Origin of the sequence: Microbacterium sp. GXS0129, from assembly GCF_044769785.1 — a bacterium.
Lineage (GTDB): Bacteria > Actinomycetota > Actinomycetes > Actinomycetales > Microbacteriaceae > Microbacterium > Microbacterium nymphoidis.
In genome coordinates this window covers 191,418-210,771 of record NZ_JBIZVZ010000005.1, presented here as the reverse complement: position 1 = coordinate 210,771, position 19,354 = coordinate 191,418, and the positions used below count along the sequence as shown (strand labels likewise).

The 19,354-nt window shown below is 67.9% G+C and carries 18 protein-coding genes; 9 read left to right on the top strand and 9 right to left on the bottom strand.

Annotated features, from left to right (window positions below):
• Entirely contained in the window at positions 1-2,049 is a 2,049-nt protein-coding gene (locus ACIQJ5_RS15335; RefSeq protein WP_402845124.1) for a glycosyl hydrolase family 28 protein, read from the top strand.
• A 25-nt stretch (positions 2,050-2,074) separates the two neighbouring features.
• On the opposite strand, the gene ACIQJ5_RS15330 is transcribed toward ACIQJ5_RS15335, so the two are convergent.
• Entirely contained in the window at positions 2,075-2,842 is a 768-nt protein-coding gene (locus ACIQJ5_RS15330) for an AraC family transcriptional regulator (protein ID WP_402845123.1), read from the bottom strand.
• Between the two features lie 87 nt (positions 2,843-2,929).
• Between ACIQJ5_RS15330 and ACIQJ5_RS15325 the strand changes: the two genes are divergently transcribed.
• Positions 2,930-3,715, top strand: coding sequence for a sulfite exporter TauE/SafE family protein (locus ACIQJ5_RS15325; protein ID WP_402845121.1), 786 nt, complete (start codon positions 2,930-2,932; stop codon positions 3,713-3,715).
• A gap of 159 nt (positions 3,716-3,874) precedes the next feature.
• The gene (locus ACIQJ5_RS15320) at positions 3,875-5,023 is read left to right on the top strand and encodes an SLC13 family permease (RefSeq protein WP_402845288.1); all 1,149 of its coding nucleotides are present in this window, start codon (positions 3,875-3,877) and stop codon (positions 5,021-5,023) included.
• A gap of 106 nt (positions 5,024-5,129) precedes the next feature.
• On the opposite strand, the gene ACIQJ5_RS15315 is transcribed toward ACIQJ5_RS15320, so the two are convergent.
• The 3 genes from ACIQJ5_RS15315 to ACIQJ5_RS15305 form a co-directional block, all read right to left on the bottom strand.
• A complete protein-coding gene (locus ACIQJ5_RS15315; protein ID WP_402845119.1) occupies positions 5,130-5,876 on the bottom strand; it encodes a ThuA domain-containing protein in 747 nt (248 codons plus the stop codon).
• Complete coding sequence (locus ACIQJ5_RS15310; protein ID WP_231091194.1) at positions 5,873-6,943, bottom strand: Gfo/Idh/MocA family protein; 1,071 nt, start codon at positions 6,941-6,943, stop codon at positions 5,873-5,875. The genes ACIQJ5_RS15315 and ACIQJ5_RS15310 overlap by 4 nt, the downstream gene beginning before the upstream one ends.
• A gap of 195 nt (positions 6,944-7,138) precedes the next feature.
• Positions 7,139-8,347, bottom strand: a complete 1,209-nt coding sequence (locus tag ACIQJ5_RS15305) for an ROK family protein (RefSeq protein WP_402845117.1) — start codon at positions 8,345-8,347, stop codon at positions 7,139-7,141.
• 144 nt (positions 8,348-8,491) lie between these two features.
• Here ACIQJ5_RS15305 and ACIQJ5_RS15300 point away from each other — a divergent pair, with 144 nt between their 5' ends.
• The 4 genes from ACIQJ5_RS15300 (at position 8,492) to ACIQJ5_RS15285 (ending at position 13,307) form a co-directional block, all read left to right on the top strand.
• Positions 8,492-9,766: an ABC transporter substrate-binding protein gene (locus tag ACIQJ5_RS15300; RefSeq protein ID WP_231091196.1), complete on the top strand. Its 1,275-nt coding sequence runs from the start codon at positions 8,492-8,494 to the stop codon at positions 9,764-9,766.
• On the top strand, positions 9,763-10,674 hold the full coding sequence (locus ACIQJ5_RS15295) for a carbohydrate ABC transporter permease (protein ID WP_231091197.1): 912 nt from the start codon (positions 9,763-9,765) through the stop codon (positions 10,672-10,674). The genes ACIQJ5_RS15300 and ACIQJ5_RS15295 overlap by 4 nt, the downstream gene beginning before the upstream one ends.
• 80 nt (positions 10,675-10,754) lie before the next feature.
• Positions 10,755-11,576 (top strand): carbohydrate ABC transporter permease, encoded by an 822-nt coding sequence (locus ACIQJ5_RS15290; RefSeq protein ID WP_231091402.1) that lies wholly within the window; start codon positions 10,755-10,757, stop codon positions 11,574-11,576.
• A gap of 87 nt (positions 11,577-11,663) precedes the next feature.
• Entirely contained in the window at positions 11,664-13,307 is a 1,644-nt protein-coding gene (locus ACIQJ5_RS15285; protein WP_402845116.1) for a glycoside hydrolase family 13 protein, read from the top strand.
• Between the two features lie 471 nt (positions 13,308-13,778).
• Here ACIQJ5_RS15285 and ACIQJ5_RS15280 read toward each other — a convergent pair whose 3' ends face one another.
• The 5 genes from ACIQJ5_RS15280 to ACIQJ5_RS15260 form a co-directional block, all read right to left on the bottom strand.
• Positions 13,779-14,975 carry a hypothetical protein gene (locus tag ACIQJ5_RS15280; protein WP_402845114.1) on the bottom strand — a complete coding sequence of 399 codons (1,197 nt, stop codon included), beginning with the start codon at positions 14,973-14,975 and terminating at the stop codon, positions 13,779-13,781.
• Positions 14,976-15,015: 40 nt separating this feature from the next.
• Entirely contained in the window at positions 15,016-15,780 is a 765-nt protein-coding gene (locus tag ACIQJ5_RS15275; protein ID WP_402845112.1) for a Gfo/Idh/MocA family protein, read from the bottom strand.
• Positions 15,781-16,041: 261 nt separating this feature from the next.
• Positions 16,042-16,632 (bottom strand): HAD family hydrolase, encoded by a 591-nt coding sequence (locus ACIQJ5_RS15270; protein ID WP_231091207.1) that lies wholly within the window; start codon positions 16,630-16,632, stop codon positions 16,042-16,044.
• Between the two features lie 36 nt (positions 16,633-16,668).
• A complete protein-coding gene (locus ACIQJ5_RS15265) occupies positions 16,669-17,034 on the bottom strand; it encodes a cupin domain-containing protein (protein WP_231091208.1) in 366 nt (121 codons plus the stop codon).
• A 90-nt stretch (positions 17,035-17,124) separates the two neighbouring features.
• On the bottom strand, positions 17,125-17,577 hold the full coding sequence (locus tag ACIQJ5_RS15260; protein ID WP_231091209.1) for a VOC family protein: 453 nt from the start codon (positions 17,575-17,577) through the stop codon (positions 17,125-17,127).
• Positions 17,578-17,675: 98 nt separating this feature from the next.
• Between ACIQJ5_RS15260 and ACIQJ5_RS15255 the strand changes: the two genes are divergently transcribed.
• Entirely contained in the window at positions 17,676-18,659 is a 984-nt protein-coding gene (locus ACIQJ5_RS15255) for a helix-turn-helix transcriptional regulator (RefSeq protein WP_402845109.1), read from the top strand.
• Between the two features lie 143 nt (positions 18,660-18,802).
• Positions 18,803-19,315 carry a hypothetical protein gene (locus ACIQJ5_RS15250; protein ID WP_402845107.1) on the top strand — a complete coding sequence of 171 codons (513 nt, stop codon included), beginning with the start codon at positions 18,803-18,805 and terminating at the stop codon, positions 19,313-19,315.
• Positions 19,316-19,354 lie beyond the last annotated feature (39 nt).

Genomic DNA, 19,354 nt, shown 5'->3' with positions numbered 1-19,354 from the left:
ATGTCGCCCTCCCCTCACCGGCGATCTCCTCGCCTGCGCGCCGCCGCGGCGTTCGTCGCCGCCGCCATTGCGTGGTCAGTCTTCTCCGTCGCCTCCCCGGCGGCTGCGATCGGCACGGTCAGTGCACCAGCGATTCCCAGCGGCGTCGCCACGAGCTCCGATTTCACCGTCACGGCCGCTGGCCAAACCGTCGGCGTGTTCGACGCCGGACAGAACGCCTGGGGCAAGCACATCGGTTTCGGGCGATTCGACATGCCCGGCGGCCCCGTCACGGTGAGCGTCACCGTGGGATTCGCATTTTCCACCGCGAAACTCGTTCCCGCCTCTCTCGGACTCGTGCCCGCGCGATCAGGTCAGACCCTGACCTTCACGCTGGACCAGCCGCGAGACGTCACCGTCGTTCTCGACGGTGACTACCAGGGCAGGACCCTTCACCTGTTCGCTCAGGCTCCCGAGGTGAACCCACCGTCGCCATCCGACCCCAACGTGATTTACTACGGCCCCGGCCTGCACGTCCAGACCGGCGCGCCGGTGTTCGTTCCTTCGGGCAAGACCCTCTATCTCGCTCCGGGCGCAGTCCTGCGCGCTCGGATCCGGATCGAGAACGCCACCGGCGCGACCGTCCGCGGACATGGAGTCCTGCTCAGCGACTACAACGCCAGCACCGGCGGCTATGACGACGTCGCGATCGCGGTGTCCCGCTCCCATAACGTCGCGATCTCCGGTATCACCACCAATCGCAGCGTCGTGGGGTGGACCGGGTTCATCAGCGAATCCTCCGACGTGCGGGTGAGTGATTATCACGTGGTCAGCCCCACCTACGCGAGCACAGACGGCTTCGACATCAACAACAGCAACCACGTCACGTTCCAAGACGTATTCATCCGCGCCTGTGACGACGCCGTCTCGATCAAGGGCTATGCACCGCAGGGCGGCTACGACCGACTCGCGAACCCCGCGAACGCCACCCCGAACCACGACATCTCCTATGTCGATTCGCAACTGTGGTCCGACGCGAACAACGCCATCGTGGTGGGTGAGGAGACGATCGCCGCGCGATACGAGAACATCACCTTCCGCAACATCGATGTGCTGCAGAGCTTCGACGACCGCGACCACCCCGACCAGCTCACCGATCGAGCGGCCCTCACCGTGTTGATGTTCAATGCCACGGCGATCTCGGACATCGTGTTCGACGACATCCGGGTGGAGCACGCCAAGCGGCTGATCAACGTCGATGTTCGCAACAGCCTGTGGTTCGACTCGCTGCTCGGCAACCTGGGCTGGCCAGGGTCAATATCCGGGGTCACGTTCTCGAACATCACATCCACCTCTCCGGGCTCCAATGAGATCCGCATGAGCGGCTGGGATGGCGTCCGGCGAATCGACGGGGTTCGCCTAGAGAACGTGAAGATCAACGGATCACCGGTGGCATCGGCGAGCGATCCGCACCTTCGCGTGAACTCGCTGGTCTCGAACCTCACATTCGTCACGCCGACGGGAACGAGCACGGTCAACGGCCCTCTCGGTATCTCGCCCGCGGAAGACTGGACTGCCGCGCGCTACGATGCCGCACACGACTTCACCCCGCAGCAGGGCAATCAAGGGTGGAACTATCGCGTGTGGAAGGCCGGGGTGGGGACACAGTCGATGACCTGGAACATCGGCGAGGGTCGGTGGCGCGGCATGGGATCGTGGGACGCACTCTGGACCGCCGGAGCGGAGACGCTGATGCATCCGGACGGCGACCAGATCCTGGTGGAGTGGACGGCACCGCACGCGGGCACGGTGACTATCACCGGACAGGTGCGGAAATGGGACACCTCCGGTGGTGACGGCATCACTGCCAGCATCTGGAAGAACGGAACCACCACTCTCTGGCCCGCCGGGGGCGGCTGGAAGGTGATCGCTGGGTCGGACGGCGTCGGCGTTGCGACGAACGCCACCGTGACGGTAGCAACCGGTGACGTGATCTCGTTCCGAGTGGACGGCCGCGCGACGACGAACAACGACACGACCGCTTGGACGCCGCGGATCACCTACCAGTGAGGCACCCTCTGAGCGCCCGCCTCTCTCAGGGACGGCGGGCGCTCAGACTCGACGGCGTCGCGGCGAACTCACGAGTGAACGCCACCGAGAACGCCGAAGGTGACGCGTAACCGAGATCGGCCGCCACCTGCGAGACACTGCGATGACGCAGCATCGGGATCGAGGCCAGCAGCAGTGCGCGGGTGCGCCAGGCGGCGGGGCTCATCCCGGTCTCGGCGACGAAGCGCCGCGTGAGCGCGCGCTCGCTCATCCCGACGCGACGGGCCCAGACGGCGTTGGTGACCGCCGCATCGGGGTCCGCGACGAAGGCTCGGCACAGCGCGGCGAACGGCGCGTGCACCGGCAGCGGAACGTGCAGCGGCGTCTCGGAAAGCGTCGCGAGCTCATGCAGGATGAGGGCGATGAGGGCTCCGTCCCGGCCCTCCGGGACGTAGCCCGCGGGGAGGTCGGAGGCTGCCAGCAGAAGCTCACGCAGCATCGGGCCGACTCCCACCACCCGGCACGAAGCCGGCCACCAGGGAACCGCCGACGGCTCGATGTAGAGACTGGACGTCTGCACGTCGAGCATCCTCACGCGATGCGGGGTGCGCGGCGGGATGAGCACGGCGCGTTCGCCGGGCACGGTCCACGCGCCGTCGTCGGTCTCCACCAGCATGGTTCCGGTGGCCGCATACAGGAACTGCGCGCGGCGGTGCTCATGCCAGTCCAGCAGGTGTCCCGGCGGGTAGTCGGTGGCGATCGGCAGCACCGGTACCGGGAGGTGATCGACCACGGGGAGCGACACGTTACGCACGCCTTGAGCATAGGCGCCGGAACTCACATGTTTCCGCCCGTCATTCGAATGCCAGACGATCCGGATCCCGGTGTACTGGGTTCAGTGATGTTTCTTCTCCTCCTCATCGGCGTTCTCACCGGTCTCACCACGGTGCTCTTCGGCTTCGGCGGGGGGTTCGTCACCGTGCCGGTCATCATGTGGGTGGAGCTCGCCGCCGGAGCAGACGCCGGGCGCGTCGCCGTGGCGACGTCCGCCGTGGTGATGGTCACGGGCGCCGCCGTCGCAACTCTCGCAACACCGCGGGATGTGCTCGGCCGGTTGCGGGGGCGCCGGCTGCTGCTCGTGCTGCTCGGTGCCGGTGGGGCCGCGGGTGCCGCCATTGCACTGCACCTCCCCGCCCGCATCGCGTCGGTCGGGTTCGTCGTCTACCTGGCGGTGACCATCGTCGATGTGCTCGTCCGACCGGGCTTCCTGCGTCCCGCCGCGTCGACGGATCGGCGAAGCCGCGCGATCCCCGATGTGCTCGGGTTTCCGATCGGCACCGTCGCCGCCTTCCTCGGTGTCGGTGGCAGCGTGATGACGGTTCCCCTCCTGCGCAGGTCAGGGCTGGCGATGAGCGTCGCCACGGCACTGGCGAATCCGCTGACCCTCGCGGTGAGCATCCCCGCGACGGTCGTCTTCCTCACCGCGAATGCTGCCGCCGTGCCGGGCGGGATGCTGATGATCGGTGCGGTGGACGCGGGCGCCGCCTCCCTCTTGCTCCTCGGAGCGATTCCGACGATCATCCTGCTGCGGCGCCGCCCGCCGCGCATCCCCGACCGCGTCCACGCCTGGACCTACCTGGCTCTCCTGGTCGCGGCCGCCGCCGCGATGCTTCCGCGCGTGCTCTGACCCGACGCGCGGCCTTGCGAAATGAGGAGACTGTCGCCGAAAGAGGACGGAAACCGTGGTTTGGTCCTCGATTGGCGACATTCTCCTCGTTTCGCGGCACCCCCGCTTCGCGGGGCCATTGTTTCGCGGCGACGCCGGCGGGGTTCATGATTGATCCTTGTGATCCTTGCCCTCGTCGGCGGCGTGCTGCTCGTCGCCGGACTCACCGCGGTGGCGACCGGAGTTCTGCCCACAGCCGACGCCCTGCTCGTCGCCGATCGGGTGTGGCCCGTCCTGCTGTTCGTGCTCTCCGTCACCATCGTCGCCGAGCTCGCCGCCCTCGCCGGCGTCTTCGACGCGCTGGCCTCCCGGCTGGCACGGTGGGCCCGCGCGCGCGTGGTCGTGCTCTGGCTGCTGGTGGTCGCTCTTGCCGTCCTGGTCACCGCTTTCCTGTCGCTCGACACGACTGCGGTCCTGCTCACCCCCGTCGTGATCTCCGTGGCGCGCGCCAACGGACTGCGACCGCTGCCGTTCGCCTTCGTCACCGTCTGGCTCGCCAACACCGCGTCACTGTTCCTCCCGGTGTCCAACCTCACCAATCTGCTCGCGGCTCACACGCTCGACGGCGGCGACGCGGGCACCTTCGTGACCTTGATGTTCTGGCCCGCGGCCGTCGCGGTCCTCGTCACCGTCGGGCTGCTCTGGATCATCAGCCGACGCTCGCTGCGCGGCACGTTCGTCCCTGCACGACCGGTCGCCGTCAGCGATCTCACGCTGCTGCGGTTGTGCAGCGTGGTCCTGGTCGTGATGATGCCCCTCCTGGTCATCCTCCCGCCGTGGCTGCCCGCGACGCTCGCCGCGATGCTCATGCTCGCCGTGTTCACCCGGCGAGCGCCCGGCACGGTGCGGTGGACGCTGGTCCCCTGGCAGCTCGTGGTGTTCGCATCCGGACTGTTCCTCGCGGTGGCCGTGCTCGAGCAGCTGGGATCAGCCGCACTCCTGGCCTCCGTCGTCGGCAGCGGGGACGATCTGCTCTCGCTCTGGCAGGTCGCGGGAGTGGGTATGCTCAGCGCGAATCTGGTGAACAATCTGCCCGCGTACCTGGCTCTGGAGGCCACGGCGGGCTCACCTGCCCGCCTGGCCGCCTTGCTCATCGGGGTGGGCGCGGGCCCGCTGATCACACCGTGGGCATCGCTGGCGACGCTGCTGTGGCATTCGCGTCTCAGCAGTCTCGGCGTGGCCGTCCCGTGGCGCCGCTACATCCTCCTCGGCTGCCTGGCCGGCCCGCTCGTGGTCGCGTGCGCGGTGCTTCCGCTGGCCCTGGGCTGACACCGCGCCGGCACAGCGCCGGAAAGGAAACGCCGCCGAACGGGGACGAAACGCCTGTTTCGACCCCGTTGCGGCGGCATTCCCTCGTCCTCGGGAGAGCGAAGACTCAGACGTACCAGTCGCGCGCGGCATTGGCGACGCTCGGCTCGGCGCGGTGCAGAGCCGGCTGGGCGGCCCAGCCGACGCCGTTGGCGAGCACCTGATGGATCTGGGGCTGGTGGTAGACCGGATACTCCTGGTCGCCCGGGCTGAAATAGAAGATCCGCCCCTTGCCACGCGTGAACGTCACACCAGAGCGGAACACCTCACCCCCGGTGAACGAGCTGATGAAGATCAGGTCGTCGGGGTCGGGGATGTCGAACAGCTCACCGTACATCTCCTGCTCGGGGATGATCAGCGGGCTCTCGACCCCCGCGGCGATGGGGTGCGAGGGCTTCACGGTCCACACCAGCTCGCGTTCGCCCTCGTTGCGCCACTTCAGCGAGCAGGTGGTTCCGAGCAGGCGGATGAAGATCTTCGAGAAGTGGCCGGAGTGCAGCACGATCAGCCCCATGCCGCCGAGCACGTGCCGCTGCACACGCTCGACGGTCTCGTCGCTGACCTCGTCGTGGGCGATGTGCCCCCACCACAGCAGCACGTCGGTGCGCGCGAGCGTCTCCTCCGAGAGACCGTGCTCCGGGTCGACGAGCGTGGCGGTGGAGATGTCGGCGTTCGGGTAGTGGGCGCGCAGACCCGCAGCGATCGCGCCGTGCATCCCCTCGGGGTACATCTCCGCCATCGTGGCCGGCTCATTGCGCGCCTCGTGCACACCCTCGTTCCAGACCAGGATGTTCAGCTTCTCCGTGCGGGTCACAGCTGCACCTCCCGGCCCTCGCGAGCCGATGCGTAGCAGGCATCGATCACCCGCGTGCGCTTCAGGGCGAGCGAACCGTCGTGACGCTTCCACTCCTCCTCCCCGGCGCGGACCGCGGCGACGAAGTCGATCACCACGCCCAGGTGCATGCCACTCTCCCCCACCTCGGGCGAGTAGTCGGCGTTCTCGGCGCCGTTGTCGCGGAAGATGCGCAGCTCGCCCGGGTCCCCCGCCACGCGCAGCTCGGCGCCCCCGTCGGTGCCGTACACGAGGAAGTTCATCTCGTCGTCCGGGTTGCGGTAGCTGGCCCAGCCCGCCTCGATGAGAAGGGTGGCGCCACCTTCGAGACGCAGGAAAGCCGTGGCGAAGTCCTCGACTCCGAACGCATGGTCGGTGGCCGCGGCGCTGTACTGCGCGTTGCCGCCGAGGCCGCGCGGACCGAGTTCGGAGTAGGTGCTCGCCGACACGGCCAGCACCTCCGGCTCGCCGAGCAGGTCCAGCGCGTAGTCGAGCACGTGCACGCCGATGTCGGCGAGCGGGCCGCCGCCCGCGAGTGCGGGGTTGGTGAACCAGCTGCCCAGCATCGGAATGCCCTGCCGGCGCAGCCAGGCCGCCTTCGCGAAGTACGGCCGTCCCACTTCACCGCGGTCGATGGCGCCCTTCAGCGCCTGGATGTCGCCGCGGCGACGGTGGTTGAACGCCACGTCGAGCACGCGGCCCGCGGCGCGGGCCGCGTCGACCATCTGCTGACCCTCGTCACCGTTGCGCGCGATCGGCTTCTCGCTCAGCACGTGGATTCCCCGCTCCAGCGCGGCGATGGCGATGGGCGCGTGCAGGAAGTTGGGCACGGCCACGCTGATGGCATCCAGCCCCTCGAGCTCGAGCAGGTCCTCCCAGCGGGCGAACGTGTTCGCCACCGCGTACTTCTCCGCGGCGGCGGCAAGCAGATCCTGCTCCATCGCCGCCACAGCGATGATCTCGACACCGTCGATGGTGCTGTACGCGTCCAAGTGCTGCTGGCCCGCCCAGCCCAGGCCGATCACGCCGACCTTCAGATCCGTGGTCACAATGTTCCTTCTCGTCGACGGCGCTGTCCCAGTAGATTCGGATTGCAAATCAACGCCGATTGCGTCTACTCAACCACTCCGCGGCCGACATCGTCAACCCCGAATCGAATCGATACGATGTCCATTCACCGTGCGCAAACGGCGCCTGTTCCGCCGCCGAAGGGTCCACGTGCGCGCTATGAAGCGGAAGCGGCGTCAGCCGACGGGCGAACGCTCGACCCACACATCCAGCACGCGGTCCCGGGCGGCGACGGAGGCAGCAGCCAGCGCGCCGAGCACCACGACGTCGGCACCCAGCGGGGAGATCACCAGCTCGGGCGCGGGGAGGTGCATGTCCTTCGGCAGATGCTGCCGCGCCGCATCGACGACGGGCGCGATGCCGGCGGAGATCGCACCGGACACCACGAACCGGGCGGGGTCGAACATCCCCGCCATCACACTGACGATCCGGGACAGCACGACGCCCGCCCTCTCGGCCAGCGCGCGGGCGTCCGGGTCTCCCGCGGCCGCGAGGTCGAGGATCGCGCGACCGGTCAGCTCCTCCACGGAGAGGCGCGCGAGCGGAGCGTCGACCGCGTACTCGCCGTGCGCGCGGGCATCGACGGCCCACCGCGTGAGTCTCGTTCCGATACCGTCCGAGCCGCCGACGCCCACAACATTGTCGAAGGCGACCATCTCCCCCACACCGCCGTGAGTCCCGCGCAACAGGCGTCCGTCCACCACGACGCCCGCGCCGAGGCGACCGCCCGCCAGCAGGGCGATGTAGTTGTCGCTCCCGACGGCTCCGCCGACCGATCCCTCGGCCACGGCGGCGAGTGAAGCGTCGTTGTCGATGCGAACGATGGGCGCCCAGTCCACGACGTCGACGAAACCGGGATTGGTGCGCCCCCAGTACCCGAGGGGGTGCTGGGGGGAGCGACCGTCGACGCCCACCGGCGCGGCCACGCCGATGCACACCGCAAGCACGTCGGAGCGGTTGCAATGTGCGCGTGACAGCGCCGTGTCGATCGCGTCCACCAGCAGCGTCGAGCGCGCATCAGCGGCGTCGGTGTCCGAATCCACCTCGATGCACAGCGTGGCCAGGGGCTGCGAGCACAGATCCGCCACCCGCACCGTGATGTGCCGCTCGCCCGCGTCGACGCCGACCAGCACCGCGGCGTCACCAGCCAGGCTGAAGCGGCGCGCGGGCCGCCCCTTGCTGTACTCGCCCACCTCGCGCGCATTGGGCAGCTCGATCAGCAGGCCGAGATCCACGAGCTCGTCGAGCGCCTCGATCGTAGTGGACCGCGTCAGCCCGGTGGCAGCCATGGCGTCCGAGGCGGTGAACTCCCCCGAATCCCAGGCGAACGCCAGCACGGAATCGAGGCGTGCAGGGCGCGAGGGTGCAGCGGCAAGGGGGTTCACGGGTCTTGACCTCTCCGGGATCGTTCTGTCATGATGCCTTCCAGATATTGATTTCGCTAGTAAATCTAATATCCGAAGGTTCTGCCCCGAACGGGCGCAAAGAAGCGGACGGAGACGACGGTGACAGGAAGCAGAAGACGCGCGATGCGCGCGATCGCTGCGGGGGTGAGCATCGGGGTGAGCGCGGCGTTGCTCGCCGGCTGCTCGAGCGACGGGACGGAGACGATCCGCTTCACGTTCAGCAAGCGCGAGGCGATCGAGTTCATGACGCAGGTGGTCAACGACTACAACGCGTCGCAGGACAAGGTGGAGGTCGTCATCGACACCTCCGGCGTGGACGTGGTCTCGGCGAGCTTCGTGCGCGGCAACCCGCCGGATCTCATGCTGGCCAACTACAACATGGAGATTGCGCGGTTCATCGATCGCTGCACGCTCAGCGACCTCAGCGAGACGACGGCCGCCTCGCAGATGACCGACACCTATCAGTCCCTGCTCGACCAGTACGGCGTCTGCGCCGGCCGTCAGAGCGCGCTGCCCTATTCGGTGATGGCGGCGTCCGTCATCTATAACAAGGACATCTTCGACGCGAACGGCATCGAGGTTCCCACCACGTGGGATGAGCTGATCGCCGCGTGCGACAAGCTCAAGGCGGCGGGCATCGATCCGTTCTACGCCACACTGGCCTCCGCCGACGCCTGGACCGTGGGCCAGGGCTGGTTCGACTACGCGGTGGGCGGCTCCCTGAACGTGGTCGACTTCTACAACGACCTCGCCGCCGAAGGCGCCGACGTGGGTCCGGACTCGGAGGTCTCCTTCTCGAAGGACTTCGCCGAGCCGATGGACAAGATGCAGCAGCTGCTCGGCACCTACATCAACGCCGATGCCCGCAGCCGCGGCTACAACGACGGCAACACCGCGATGGCGGAGGGCAAGGCCGCGATGTATCTGCAGGGACCGTGGGCTTTTAGCGAGATCGCGAAGACGGCCCCCGACGGCAACTTCGGCACCTTCCCGCTCCCGATGACCGATGACCCCGACGACCTCGCCGTTCGCGTCAACCTGGACCTCGCGGCCATGATCCCGGAGGGATCACACCACAAGGATGCGGCGCGGGACTTCCTGGAGTACCTCTACCAGCCCGAGATCATCGAGGCCTACAACGAGTCACAGCTCGGATTCACGCCGACAAAGACCGCAGCACCACCGTCCGATCCGCGCGTGGCGGGAATGATCCCCTACGTCGACGAGGGCAAGGTCTACCAGGGCGCCTCGGTGCTCGTCCCCAAGACCATCCCGGTCATGAACTACGCGCAGACCATCGCGCTCGGCGGCAGCGTGAAGAACACGCTGAGCACGCTGGATGCGGACTGGGCACGGCTGGCCTTCCGCGCACCCGCGAAGAAGGAGACGGAGCAATGACAACGACGTCCACCATCGTCACGGCGGGCAAGACCAAGCCGCCGCGCTCCACGCGCCGCGTCGAGCCGATCTACTACCTGTTCCTGCTTCCCAGCATCATCCTGTTCACCCTGGCGATCACCGTCCCGGGCGTGATGGGCATCTTCTTCAGCTTCACCGACTCCATCGGCATCGGCGACTGGAGCTTCAACGGGCTGACCAACTACATCGCGGCGTTCGGGGACCCCGCCATCGTGCAGAGCTACCTCTTCACGTTCGGCTTCTCCATCGCCACGGTGATCGTGGTCAACGTCCTGGCCTTCCTGCTGGCGGTGGGACTCACCTCCCGCATCCGCTTCAAGACGGGCCTGCGCACCATCTTCGTGATCCCGATGGTGATCTCCGGCATCATCATCTCCTACGTCTTCAAGTTCCTGTTCTCGAACTCGCTGCCGGCGTTCGGCGAGGCGACCGGCATTGAGTGGCTGCAGACGAGCATCCTCTCCAGCCCGGACTTCGCCTGGGTCGCGATCGTGATCGTCACCGCCTGGCAGGCCATCCCCGGCACGCTGCTCATCTACATCGCGGGACTGCTCTCCGTCCCCGGCGACGTGTACGAGGCCGCCGACATCGACGGCGCCAGCAAGTTCCAGCAGCTCACCCGCATCACGGTGCCGCTGGTGGCCGGATACGTGGTGATCAACTTCATCCTCGGCTTCAAGGGCTTCCTCAACGCCTACGACATCATCAAGGGCCTCACCGACGGCGGCCCGGGTACGTCCACGCGCAGCGTCGCGATGACGATCATCACCGGCTTCAACGGCGGTGACTACGCCTACCAGATGGCGAACGCGACGATCTTCTTCGTCGTCGCCATCCTCATCTCCCTCCTCCAGCTGTCGCTGACGCGCGGAAGGAACGCACTCTGATGGCCATTCAATCCGCACCCGCACCGAGCACCAGCACGATCGTCCTGGGCGGCAAGCCCGGAAAGTCGCCCCGCGCGGCGATGGAGCGCGTCAACTGGTCGGGGACGATCATCCTCATCCTGTGCGCCGTCACCGTGCTGCTGCCGCTGTACGTCACCGTATCGATGGCGTTCAAGACCAGCGCGCAGGCGGTGGACGGCAACGCCTTCTCGTTGCCCGCGCCGTTCTCCGTCGACGGCTTCGTCGAGGCGTGGAACCTCACCAAGTTCCCGGTGGGGGCGGCGGTGTCGATGTTCGTCACCGCCGGCACCGTGATCCTCACCATCCTGCTCTCCGCGTTCGCGTCGTACGCGATCGTGCGCAACTGGGACAAGCGCCTGTTCCGCTGGTCGTTCTTCTACCTGCTGGCGGCGATGTTCATCCCGTTCCCGGTGGTGGCGCTGCCGCAGATCCAGCTCACGGGCCTGGTGCACCTGGACAACCCGCTGGGCGTGCTGATCCTTGCGACCATGTTCCAGCTCAGCTTCAGCGTGCTCCTGTTCACGGCGTTCCTGCGCTCGATTCCGATGGAGCTGGAGGAGGCGGCGCGCATCGACGGCGCATCCACCTGGCAGACGTTCTGGCGGCTGATCTTCCCGCTGCTCGCTCCGATGAGCGCCACCGTGGGCATCTTCGCGTTCCTCTACGCGTGGAACGACTTCATGATGCCCTCGCTGATCATCTCGGACCCGGCGCTGCAGACGCTTCCGGTGCGGCAGAACCTGTTCCAGAACCAGTTCAGCAACAACTACAACGTGTCCTTCGCCTCGTACCTCATGGCGATGGCCCCCGCCATCGTCGCGTACCTCTTCACCCAGCGATGGGTGATGGAGGGCGTGACCCAGGGAGCCGTGAAGGGCTGATCCACCCCGCGGGTGATCCGATGGTGATCGGATCACCCGCGCCCCTGTCCGCGCTCCCTCCCCCGGAGCACAACCGAGAAAGCAGTCATGTCCGACACCACACCCACCACCGCCCCCTGGTGGCGTCAGGCCGCCGTGTACCAGATCTACCCCCGCAGCTTCGCCGATGCGACCGGTGACGGCATCGGCGACATCCCCGGCATCGTCTCACGTGCCGACTACCTGCACGCGCTCGGCATCGACGCGGTGTGGCTGAGCCCGTTCTATCCGTCGGAGCTCGCCGACGGAGGGTACGACGTGGCGGACTACCGCAACGTGGACCCTCGCCTCGGGACCCTGGACGACTTCGACGACATGGTGACGGCGCTGCATGAGCGGGGCATCAAGGTGGTCGTGGACATCGTCCCCAACCACACCTCAGACCAGCACGAGTGGTTCCAGGAGGCTCTCGCCGCCGGTCGGGGATCGGCCGCCCGCGAGCGCTACATCTTCCGTGAGGGCCGGGGCGAGAACGGCGAGCTGCCGCCGGCGGACTGGCGATCGGTGTTCGGCGGATCGGCGTGGGAGCGGGTCGAGGACGGTCAGTGGTACTTCCACAACTTCGCCGTGGAGCAGCCCGACCTCAACTGGGACCACCCGGAGGTACGCGCCGACTTCGTGAAGACGCTGCGTTTCTGGTCGGACCGGGGAGTCGACGGCTTCCGCATCGACGTGGCGCACATGCTCACCAAGGATCTCAGCGAGCCGCTGCCCTCGCAGGCGGAGCTTGACGCGATGCCGCAGGACGGGAACCACCCGCTCATCGACCGTGACGACGTGCACGAGGTGTACGCCGAGTGGCGCGCGGTGTTCAACTCCTACGATCCGCCGCGCACAGCCGTGGCTGAAGCCTGGGTGAGCACCCCCGAGCGGCGCGCCAAGTACGCGCACCCGGACAGCCTGGGGCAGTCGTTCAACTTCGACCTGCTGGTGGCCGACTTCGATGCGGCCTCCTTCCGCCGGATCATCACGGACAACCTCGCCCAGGCGGTGGCGACCGGATCGTCCACCACGTGGGTGCTGTCCAACCACGACGTCACCCGTCACGCCACGCGCTACGGGCTGGAGCCGCTGAACGGGCGCCCGGTGAAGCAGGGCACAGAGTGGGTCGAGGCCGGCGGTCCGGCTGACTGGCTGGACCGCGAGGGTGGTATCCGCCGGGCGCGGGCGGCGACGATGCTCATGCTCGCGTTGCCCGGCAGCGCATACCTGTACCAGGGAGAGGAGCTCGGTCTTCACGAGGTGGCGGAGATCGCCCCCGATCAGCGCCAGGACCCGGGATTCTTCCGCGGCTCCGAGTACGACCGACTCGGCCGGGACGGCTGCCGTGTCCCGCTCCCCTGGACCGCCGAGGGCTCCTCGTTCGGCTTCGGCCCCGGCGGTGCACACCTGCCGCAGCCGTCGTGGTTCGCCGACTACGCCGTCGCGGTGGAGGACGCGGACCCCGATTCCACCCTCAACCTGTACCGGAAGGCGCTGGAGCTGCGACACGGTCTGCAGACCGACGAGGACCTCGAGTGGATCGAGACCGGCCGCGACGACGTGCTGCGTTTCCGCCGTCCCAACGGGTGGGAGGTCATCACCACCTTCGGCGGCGAGCCCTTCCCGCTGGCAGACGAGAACGTGGTGCTGACGACGGCGCCGCTCGCCGACGGCGCGATTCCCGCTGACACGACGGTGTGGATCGCCTGACCCGAACGCTCACGCCACCGGCCCCGCGCATCTCGCGCGGGGCCGGTGGCGTCTCCTGTCGCTGCGTGGCCGGCCGGTTCCACCCGCACCCAACTTCCAGCCGCAGCCATCAGAGAACCCGTCATTCCCACGCCATGACCGTGCTTCGAATCCGTGATGAATCCGGCGGATTCATCATGGATTGGTGACCGGGTCATCGTTTCGGGACACGCGACGCACACTCACGAACCGCCGCGCGTCAGTCCGCCGGGCCCGCGCGCTGGCGACGAGTTCATGACGCTGCACCGAATCCATGACGAATCCGGCGAATGTTTCCTGGATCCGGCGCCCGGTCATGATTTCATGACCCCGCATCGACACCGGCAGTGCCCATCGCCGCCGGTGCCACGGCGCTCGGCTACGGCATCCGTACCGTCAGCCGCGCGCGGGAACGCCGGATCGCGGAACGCGACGACATCTCGTAGAGCGCACTCAGCGCTCCGCCGCCCACTGCGGGTTCACTGCGATGGCCTCGACCAGAAGATCCCGCTTCGGGAAGTCGATGCCGCGCAGTTCCAGCTCCACGCGACGATCGCCGCTCGCGGTATCAGCACTGAAGATCACCATCCGGTCGAGCCGGTCGTACGCACTCCCCCGGCGCGGATTGATGAACTTCTCCTCGGTGGCGACCCCGTAGACCCGGCCACCCGCGGCCGCGAGCGCGCCCTCATCTGTCCCGGCCACGACATTGGCGTCATCGATGAACCCGCCGAGGTCCGCCACTTCGGTCACGTCCACCGCGTCGCCGAGCTCCGCTCCGACGGGAACCGACCACAGCGTCGACCACGCGGCCCAGTACAGACGCCCCTCCCAGACGAACGGCGTCCCCGAGATCCAGGCGTTGACGGACTCCGGATAGCGGATCTCGACCCCACGGCGCTCGCCGGTGGCTCGATCCCAGATCCGCAGGACCTGGGTCGAGTGGTCCGCGTGGTCGACGATCTCGTCCAGGCCGTACACCCGGTCGCCATCGCACGTGACGCTGCCCACGCCGGTGAAGGCCCGGCTGCCGCTGAAGTCGTCGGTGGCAGCAGTGACCGCACGAATGCCGCGGTCGCCGTCAACCAGAACCGCCTCCCCATCGCAGCTGGTGAGCATCGCGCTGGTGTAGCCGGCGTCTCGCTCCGTGAGGCGGCCAGCCTCGACGTCGACGAAAGACAGCTGGGCGCCCTCGGCCGACCCGGTCAGCACGGCGAATCCGCCGGCGGTGGCCACGCGATCGCGCTCCGATGAGGATTCGACGGTCTGATCCAGAGGAAAGGAGGTGAGGCCGTCGGCACCGAGGACGTACTCCTCGTCCGGTCCCCCGGTGCTCAGCCCGTCCTGGGTCCACAGCACGCGGGAGTCGCCGGATCCGCGCTCGTCCAGTCGCACCGACCGCGTCTCACCGGCGTCGTTCACGAGAGTCAGATACGACTGATGATCGGCGTCGAGCCGGAGCGCGACCACCGCATCCTCCAGACCGAAATCCTCAGAAATGGCGGGCGTCTTGAGCATCTGGATGCCGGCGGGCAGCCCGAAGAACACCGCCCAGATCCCCACCCCCACCAGCACGACGATGCCCCACGCACCGAGCGCGCTGACGCCGGACGTGGCCTTCTTCCCGGTGGCCTTCTCCCCCTGACCCATGGGTCGATCCTGTCACGCCGGATCGATCAGGAACCGCCGGCTAAAACGCAACGTCCGTCACGGTGAGCTGGTGGCGGATCCGTTCCACCGTGCCCAGCACGGCGGTCACCTCGTCTAGCGGATGCAGCGGCGACTCGAGTCGGCCCTCCGCGACGAAGGACGCCAGCGCCGTGGCCTGATATCCGAGGGCGTCGTAGCGCTGCGAGAAGCGATCGTCGATCCACTCCTCGCTCTGCTCACCGCGTGTCAGCCGAAGACCCGATGGCGCGAAGAACGCCGGGAGCACGTCCACGCGAGAGAGGGTGCCGACCACCATCGCCGACGCCGGGGTCTTCGCCAGGAGCGAGGTGGACACGACGGCATCGGCAGCACCTCCGGCAGAAGTGAGGAGCGCGGTGGCTCGCAGGTCGATGCCATCCGGGGTCATCAGCCCGGAAGCCTGCACCCGTTCCGGGGTGCCGAGGATGGAGGAGGCGAAGGAGATCGGGTACACACCGATGTCCAGAAGTGCTCCGCCGCCCTGCGCGGGATCCCACAGCCGACTGGCGGGATCGTAGGAGGCCGCCGAGCCGAAGTCGGCGACGACCTGGGTGATGTCGCCCAGCTCACCCTCCGCGATGAGCTGGCGCAGCACGTCGCTCTGCGGCAGGTACCTGGTCCACATCGCCTCCATGGCCAGCACCCCGGCGGCGCGCGAAGCAGCCGCGATCTCGGCCGCCTCGGCGGCGGTCATGGCGAACGGCTTCTCCACGAGCACATGTTTTCCCGTCGCGATCGCGCGGAGAGCGAGGTCGCCGCTTCGCACCCTTCGCCGCCCCTCGAACGCTTCTCCCGTTCTCGCCGACCGTCACGGTTGACCACCCTTCCGACCTTCCGCATCGCGTCTCACGGGCACCACAACCCCCTCAACGCTCACACGAAAGTCTATATCTTGTGGTTGCGCGGGTATTGGAACACAACATGGTGTGTTTCACTCGGGCAGGCGTGTCGGCAATGCACAACGACCGCCCTCAGCACGAAGGGCTGGTGGGAACGCGGGACGAGGCGCCGCGGCTGCGGCGTCAGATCAGATGCGTGCTCCGGCGTCACGGAGCGCGTCGAGAAGGGGACCCTGCGCCCGGAAGTGGTGCGTGATCATCCCGAGTGCCGTGGCGCCGGCGAGCTGAGAGGGTGAGTCGTCGGTGAAGAACGTTCGCGCGGCGTCCACCGCCAGGGCCGACATGACGTGCTCGAACGCCCGGATGTCGGGCTTCGCGAACCCGATCTGCGCCGAGTTGAAGATGGCGTCGAAGTGGGTGTCGATGCCCTGTGCCGCAACCTCGGCGCCGATGGTGTCCGTGCCGTTAGTGAGGATCGCCGTGCGGGTTCCTCCCCGTCGCAGGCGGTCGGAGAGCTCGAGCATGCTCGTATCCACCGTTGGGCACTGAGCCGCCCAGGCCTCTGCCGCCGACGCGTTTCCGATGCGGTGGGCCAGATCGGCCACCCATTCCGCGCGGGACACACGCCCCGTGGTGACCGCGGAGATCAGGGGGCCGGAGAACGCGGCGTCCGCAATCGACCCCGACGGCAGGCCGTGTTCACGTTCGATGGACAGCGTCAGCGACTCATCGAAGTGCCGGATGACGCCGTCGAGATCGAAGAGCGCAAGTTCCAGCATGCCCGTATCGTCTCACGCGAGTGCAGACGTGATGCCTCAGGGCAGCTCCCGCAGTTCTGAGGTGAGCTCTCCGCCCGCATCGCCGGTGTTCACGGTGCCCTTCGGCTCGAAGAGCACCGCCTGCACCTCCTCCAACGCCTTCGGGCAGTGCTCGACGCCGCGTGGCACGACGAACACGTCCTGTGGGCCCAGCACCACATCACGATCGCGCAGCTGGATGGTCAGCTCGCCGCTCACGACGAGGAACAGCTCATCGGTGTCAGGGTGCGTGTGCCAGACGAACTCACCCAGCAGCTTCACGACTTTCACGTCGTAGTCGTTGACGCTGACCAGCCGATGCGGCTGCCAGGGACCCGAAACCGCGGCCAGAGCGTCGTGCAGGTTGCGAACGTCGTCCGTCATGCGTCGGAGCCTACCGCCGGGCGCCCGGGCCGGGGGTCCGGGCGCCCACCGGAGGAGCCCCCCGGAGGAAGGCGGCCTCCCCGGGATCGGTCAGACGCTCACGCTGAAGCTCCATGTGACGCCGAATCGGTCGGTGAGCATGCCGAACCCGCTGCTCCACGCGGACGCGGCGAGGGCCTCGACGACGGTCGCGCCCTCCCTCAGGAGGTTCCAGTGCCCCTGGAGCTCGTCGAGGGTGTCGGATCCGAGGGAGACGAACAGCGCCTGATCGGTCATCGTGGCGTTGTTCTCCCGGCGCGTCGCCCCGCCGCCGACGATGCCTCCCCCGGCCGCGCCCGGGGCGTCGTACCCCATGACGCGGAACCCGTTCGACGCGGTCACCAGACCGAACACGATCCGGTCAGCTCCGGGCAGGTCTGCCGGCATACCGAAATCGGCATATGTGTTGAGGATGAGATGCCCGCCGAAGACGGACTGGTAGAACTCCAGCGCTTCTCGCGCATCGCCGCGGAAGTTGAGGTGGGTGGTGGTCTGAAGGCTCATGGCAACTCCTGTGGTTCGCGAGCCGCACCGGCCCGCAGACCTCACTCTTCTCGCCATATAGGTCAGTTTTTGTCCTCGATGGGAAATACGGTCGTCTCATGACCACCACCTCGCGCCTGCTCGCGCTGCTGTCGCTGCTCCAGACGCACCGTGACTGGCCGGGCCCCGCGCTCGCCGCCCGCCTGGACACCAGCGCGCGCACCGTGCGTCGAGACATCGACCGCCTGCGGGAGATGGGCTATCGCATCGACGCAACAAGGGGACCGGACGGCGGCTACCGTCTCGCCGCAGGGAGTGAGCTGCCGCCGCTGTTGTTCGACGAAGACCAGACGGTAGCAATCGCCATCGCCTTGCAGACTGTCTCCACCACGGGCGCGGGGGTGAACGATGCTGCACTGCGTGCCCTCGCCACGATCCGCCAGGTCATGCCGTCTCCGCTTCGCCACCGGCTCGATGCCGTCGAAGTGACAGCATTGCCACGCGTGGGCGGCGGCCCCGCCGTGACCGCCGCGCCCGCTGTGCTCGATGCGGTCTCGCGCGCCATACGATCGCGCGAGGTACTGCGCTTCGATTACGCGTCTCCGGGACATCCCGATGATGACGCTCCGCCGCGCCGCACTGAACCCGTGCAGCTGATCGCCTCCGACGGGCGCTGGTACCTTCTCGGCTGGGACAGGGATCGCGAGGACTGGCGTCTGTACCGCGTGGATCGCCTGGCGCCGCGAACGCCCAACGGCCCGCGCTTCACCCCTCGCGCGGTGCCCGGGGGTGACGCGGGCGAGTTCGTGGCGGCGCGGTTCCGCGGTAACCACGTGAACGAATGGGCGTGCCACGGCACCGTCATCCTCGATCTGCCCGCCGACGACGTTCGCCCGTTCGCGGGCGACGGAATCGTGACCGCGCTCGATTCTGCGCGCTGCACGCTGTACGCGGGCTCGTGGTCGTGGAGCGCACTCGCGGCCTCCTTCGGCCGGTTCGATGCGCCGATGCGGGTCGTCGGCCCTCCCGAGCTCGCCGCGGCGTTCGAGCTTCTCGCCTCCCGCTACGCGGACGCCGCGGGCAGAGAAGTCAGCGAGGAATGAACGGTGCGTCTCACCCTCGGCACAGGCGTTGTCACCCGTTCCGTGCGAGCCACCGCATCTGCGAGCCAGTGCCGGCGGATTGGCGTGCCGCGGCCGGTACGTGCACGATGGGGGAAGGCACGCGCGATCGAAAGGAGCCGCTCGTGACGCATTCCGCACCCCCGCCCGTGAGGACCACGCACCGGCGGCGCGGCGCCTGGTGGCTGGCCGCAGTGATCGCGAGCGCCGGCGTCATCACCATCGTTGCCACCATGCTCGTGGTGGGTCAGCGTCCGTGGCTCCACACCAACGTGACGATCCCCTTGAGCTACGTGGGCGAGGACGGGAAGACGTACTTCTGCACGTACGACTACCGGACCTCGGACCGCCTGCCGATGCCCACCTCCGTCGCCGACAACATGAATGCGCGGGACTGGTCGCAGACGGGCCAGCTCATCTATGAGTGGGCGAAGACCCACCCCGCCGAGTCCTGGACGACCCAGGATGACATCCCCGCAGACGATCCGCGATCCACGAGGCCCGACGCATCGTGGGCCCTCGCGATGGACGAGTACATCGACTTTCCCCCGTGGCAGATCGAGACGGAGCACGGGTCCGAGTACGAGCTGTGGCACGAAGTACGCCCGGGGAGCACCTGCGTCGACGGCCTGCGCTGATCCCAGGACGGTCCGGGGCACCCGCGAGCGCCCCGGACC

What these genes read in the sequence shown, in the direction of transcription:
- ACIQJ5_RS15335 (WP_402845124.1), top strand. Translation starts at nt 1, where the DNA reads ATGTCGCCCTCCCCTCACCGGCGATCTCCTCGCCTGCGCGCCGCCGCG.
- ACIQJ5_RS15325 (WP_402845121.1), top strand. Translation starts at nt 2,930, where the DNA reads ATGTTTCTTCTCCTCCTCATCGGCGTTCTCACCGGTCTCACCACGGTG.
- ACIQJ5_RS15300 (WP_231091196.1), top strand. Translation starts at nt 8,492, where the DNA reads ATGCGCGCGATCGCTGCGGGGGTGAGCATCGGGGTGAGCGCGGCGTTG.
- ACIQJ5_RS15295 (WP_231091197.1), top strand. Translation starts at nt 9,763, where the DNA reads ATGACAACGACGTCCACCATCGTCACGGCGGGCAAGACCAAGCCGCCG.
- ACIQJ5_RS15290 (WP_231091402.1), top strand. Translation starts at nt 10,755, where the DNA reads ATGGAGCGCGTCAACTGGTCGGGGACGATCATCCTCATCCTGTGCGCC.
- ACIQJ5_RS15285 (WP_402845116.1), top strand. Translation starts at nt 11,664, where the DNA reads ATGTCCGACACCACACCCACCACCGCCCCCTGGTGGCGTCAGGCCGCC.
- ACIQJ5_RS15280 (WP_402845114.1), bottom strand. Translation starts at nt 14,975, where the DNA reads ATGGGTCAGGGGGAGAAGGCCACCGGGAAGAAGGCCACGTCCGGCGTC.
- ACIQJ5_RS15270 (WP_231091207.1), bottom strand. Translation starts at nt 16,632, where the DNA reads ATGCTGGAACTTGCGCTCTTCGATCTCGACGGCGTCATCCGGCACTTC.
- ACIQJ5_RS15265 (WP_231091208.1), bottom strand. Translation starts at nt 17,034, where the DNA reads ATGACGGACGACGTTCGCAACCTGCACGACGCTCTGGCCGCGGTTTCG.
- ACIQJ5_RS15260 (WP_231091209.1), bottom strand. Translation starts at nt 17,577, where the DNA reads ATGAGCCTTCAGACCACCACCCACCTCAACTTCCGCGGCGATGCGCGA.
- ACIQJ5_RS15255 (WP_402845109.1), top strand. Translation starts at nt 17,676, where the DNA reads ATGACCACCACCTCGCGCCTGCTCGCGCTGCTGTCGCTGCTCCAGACG.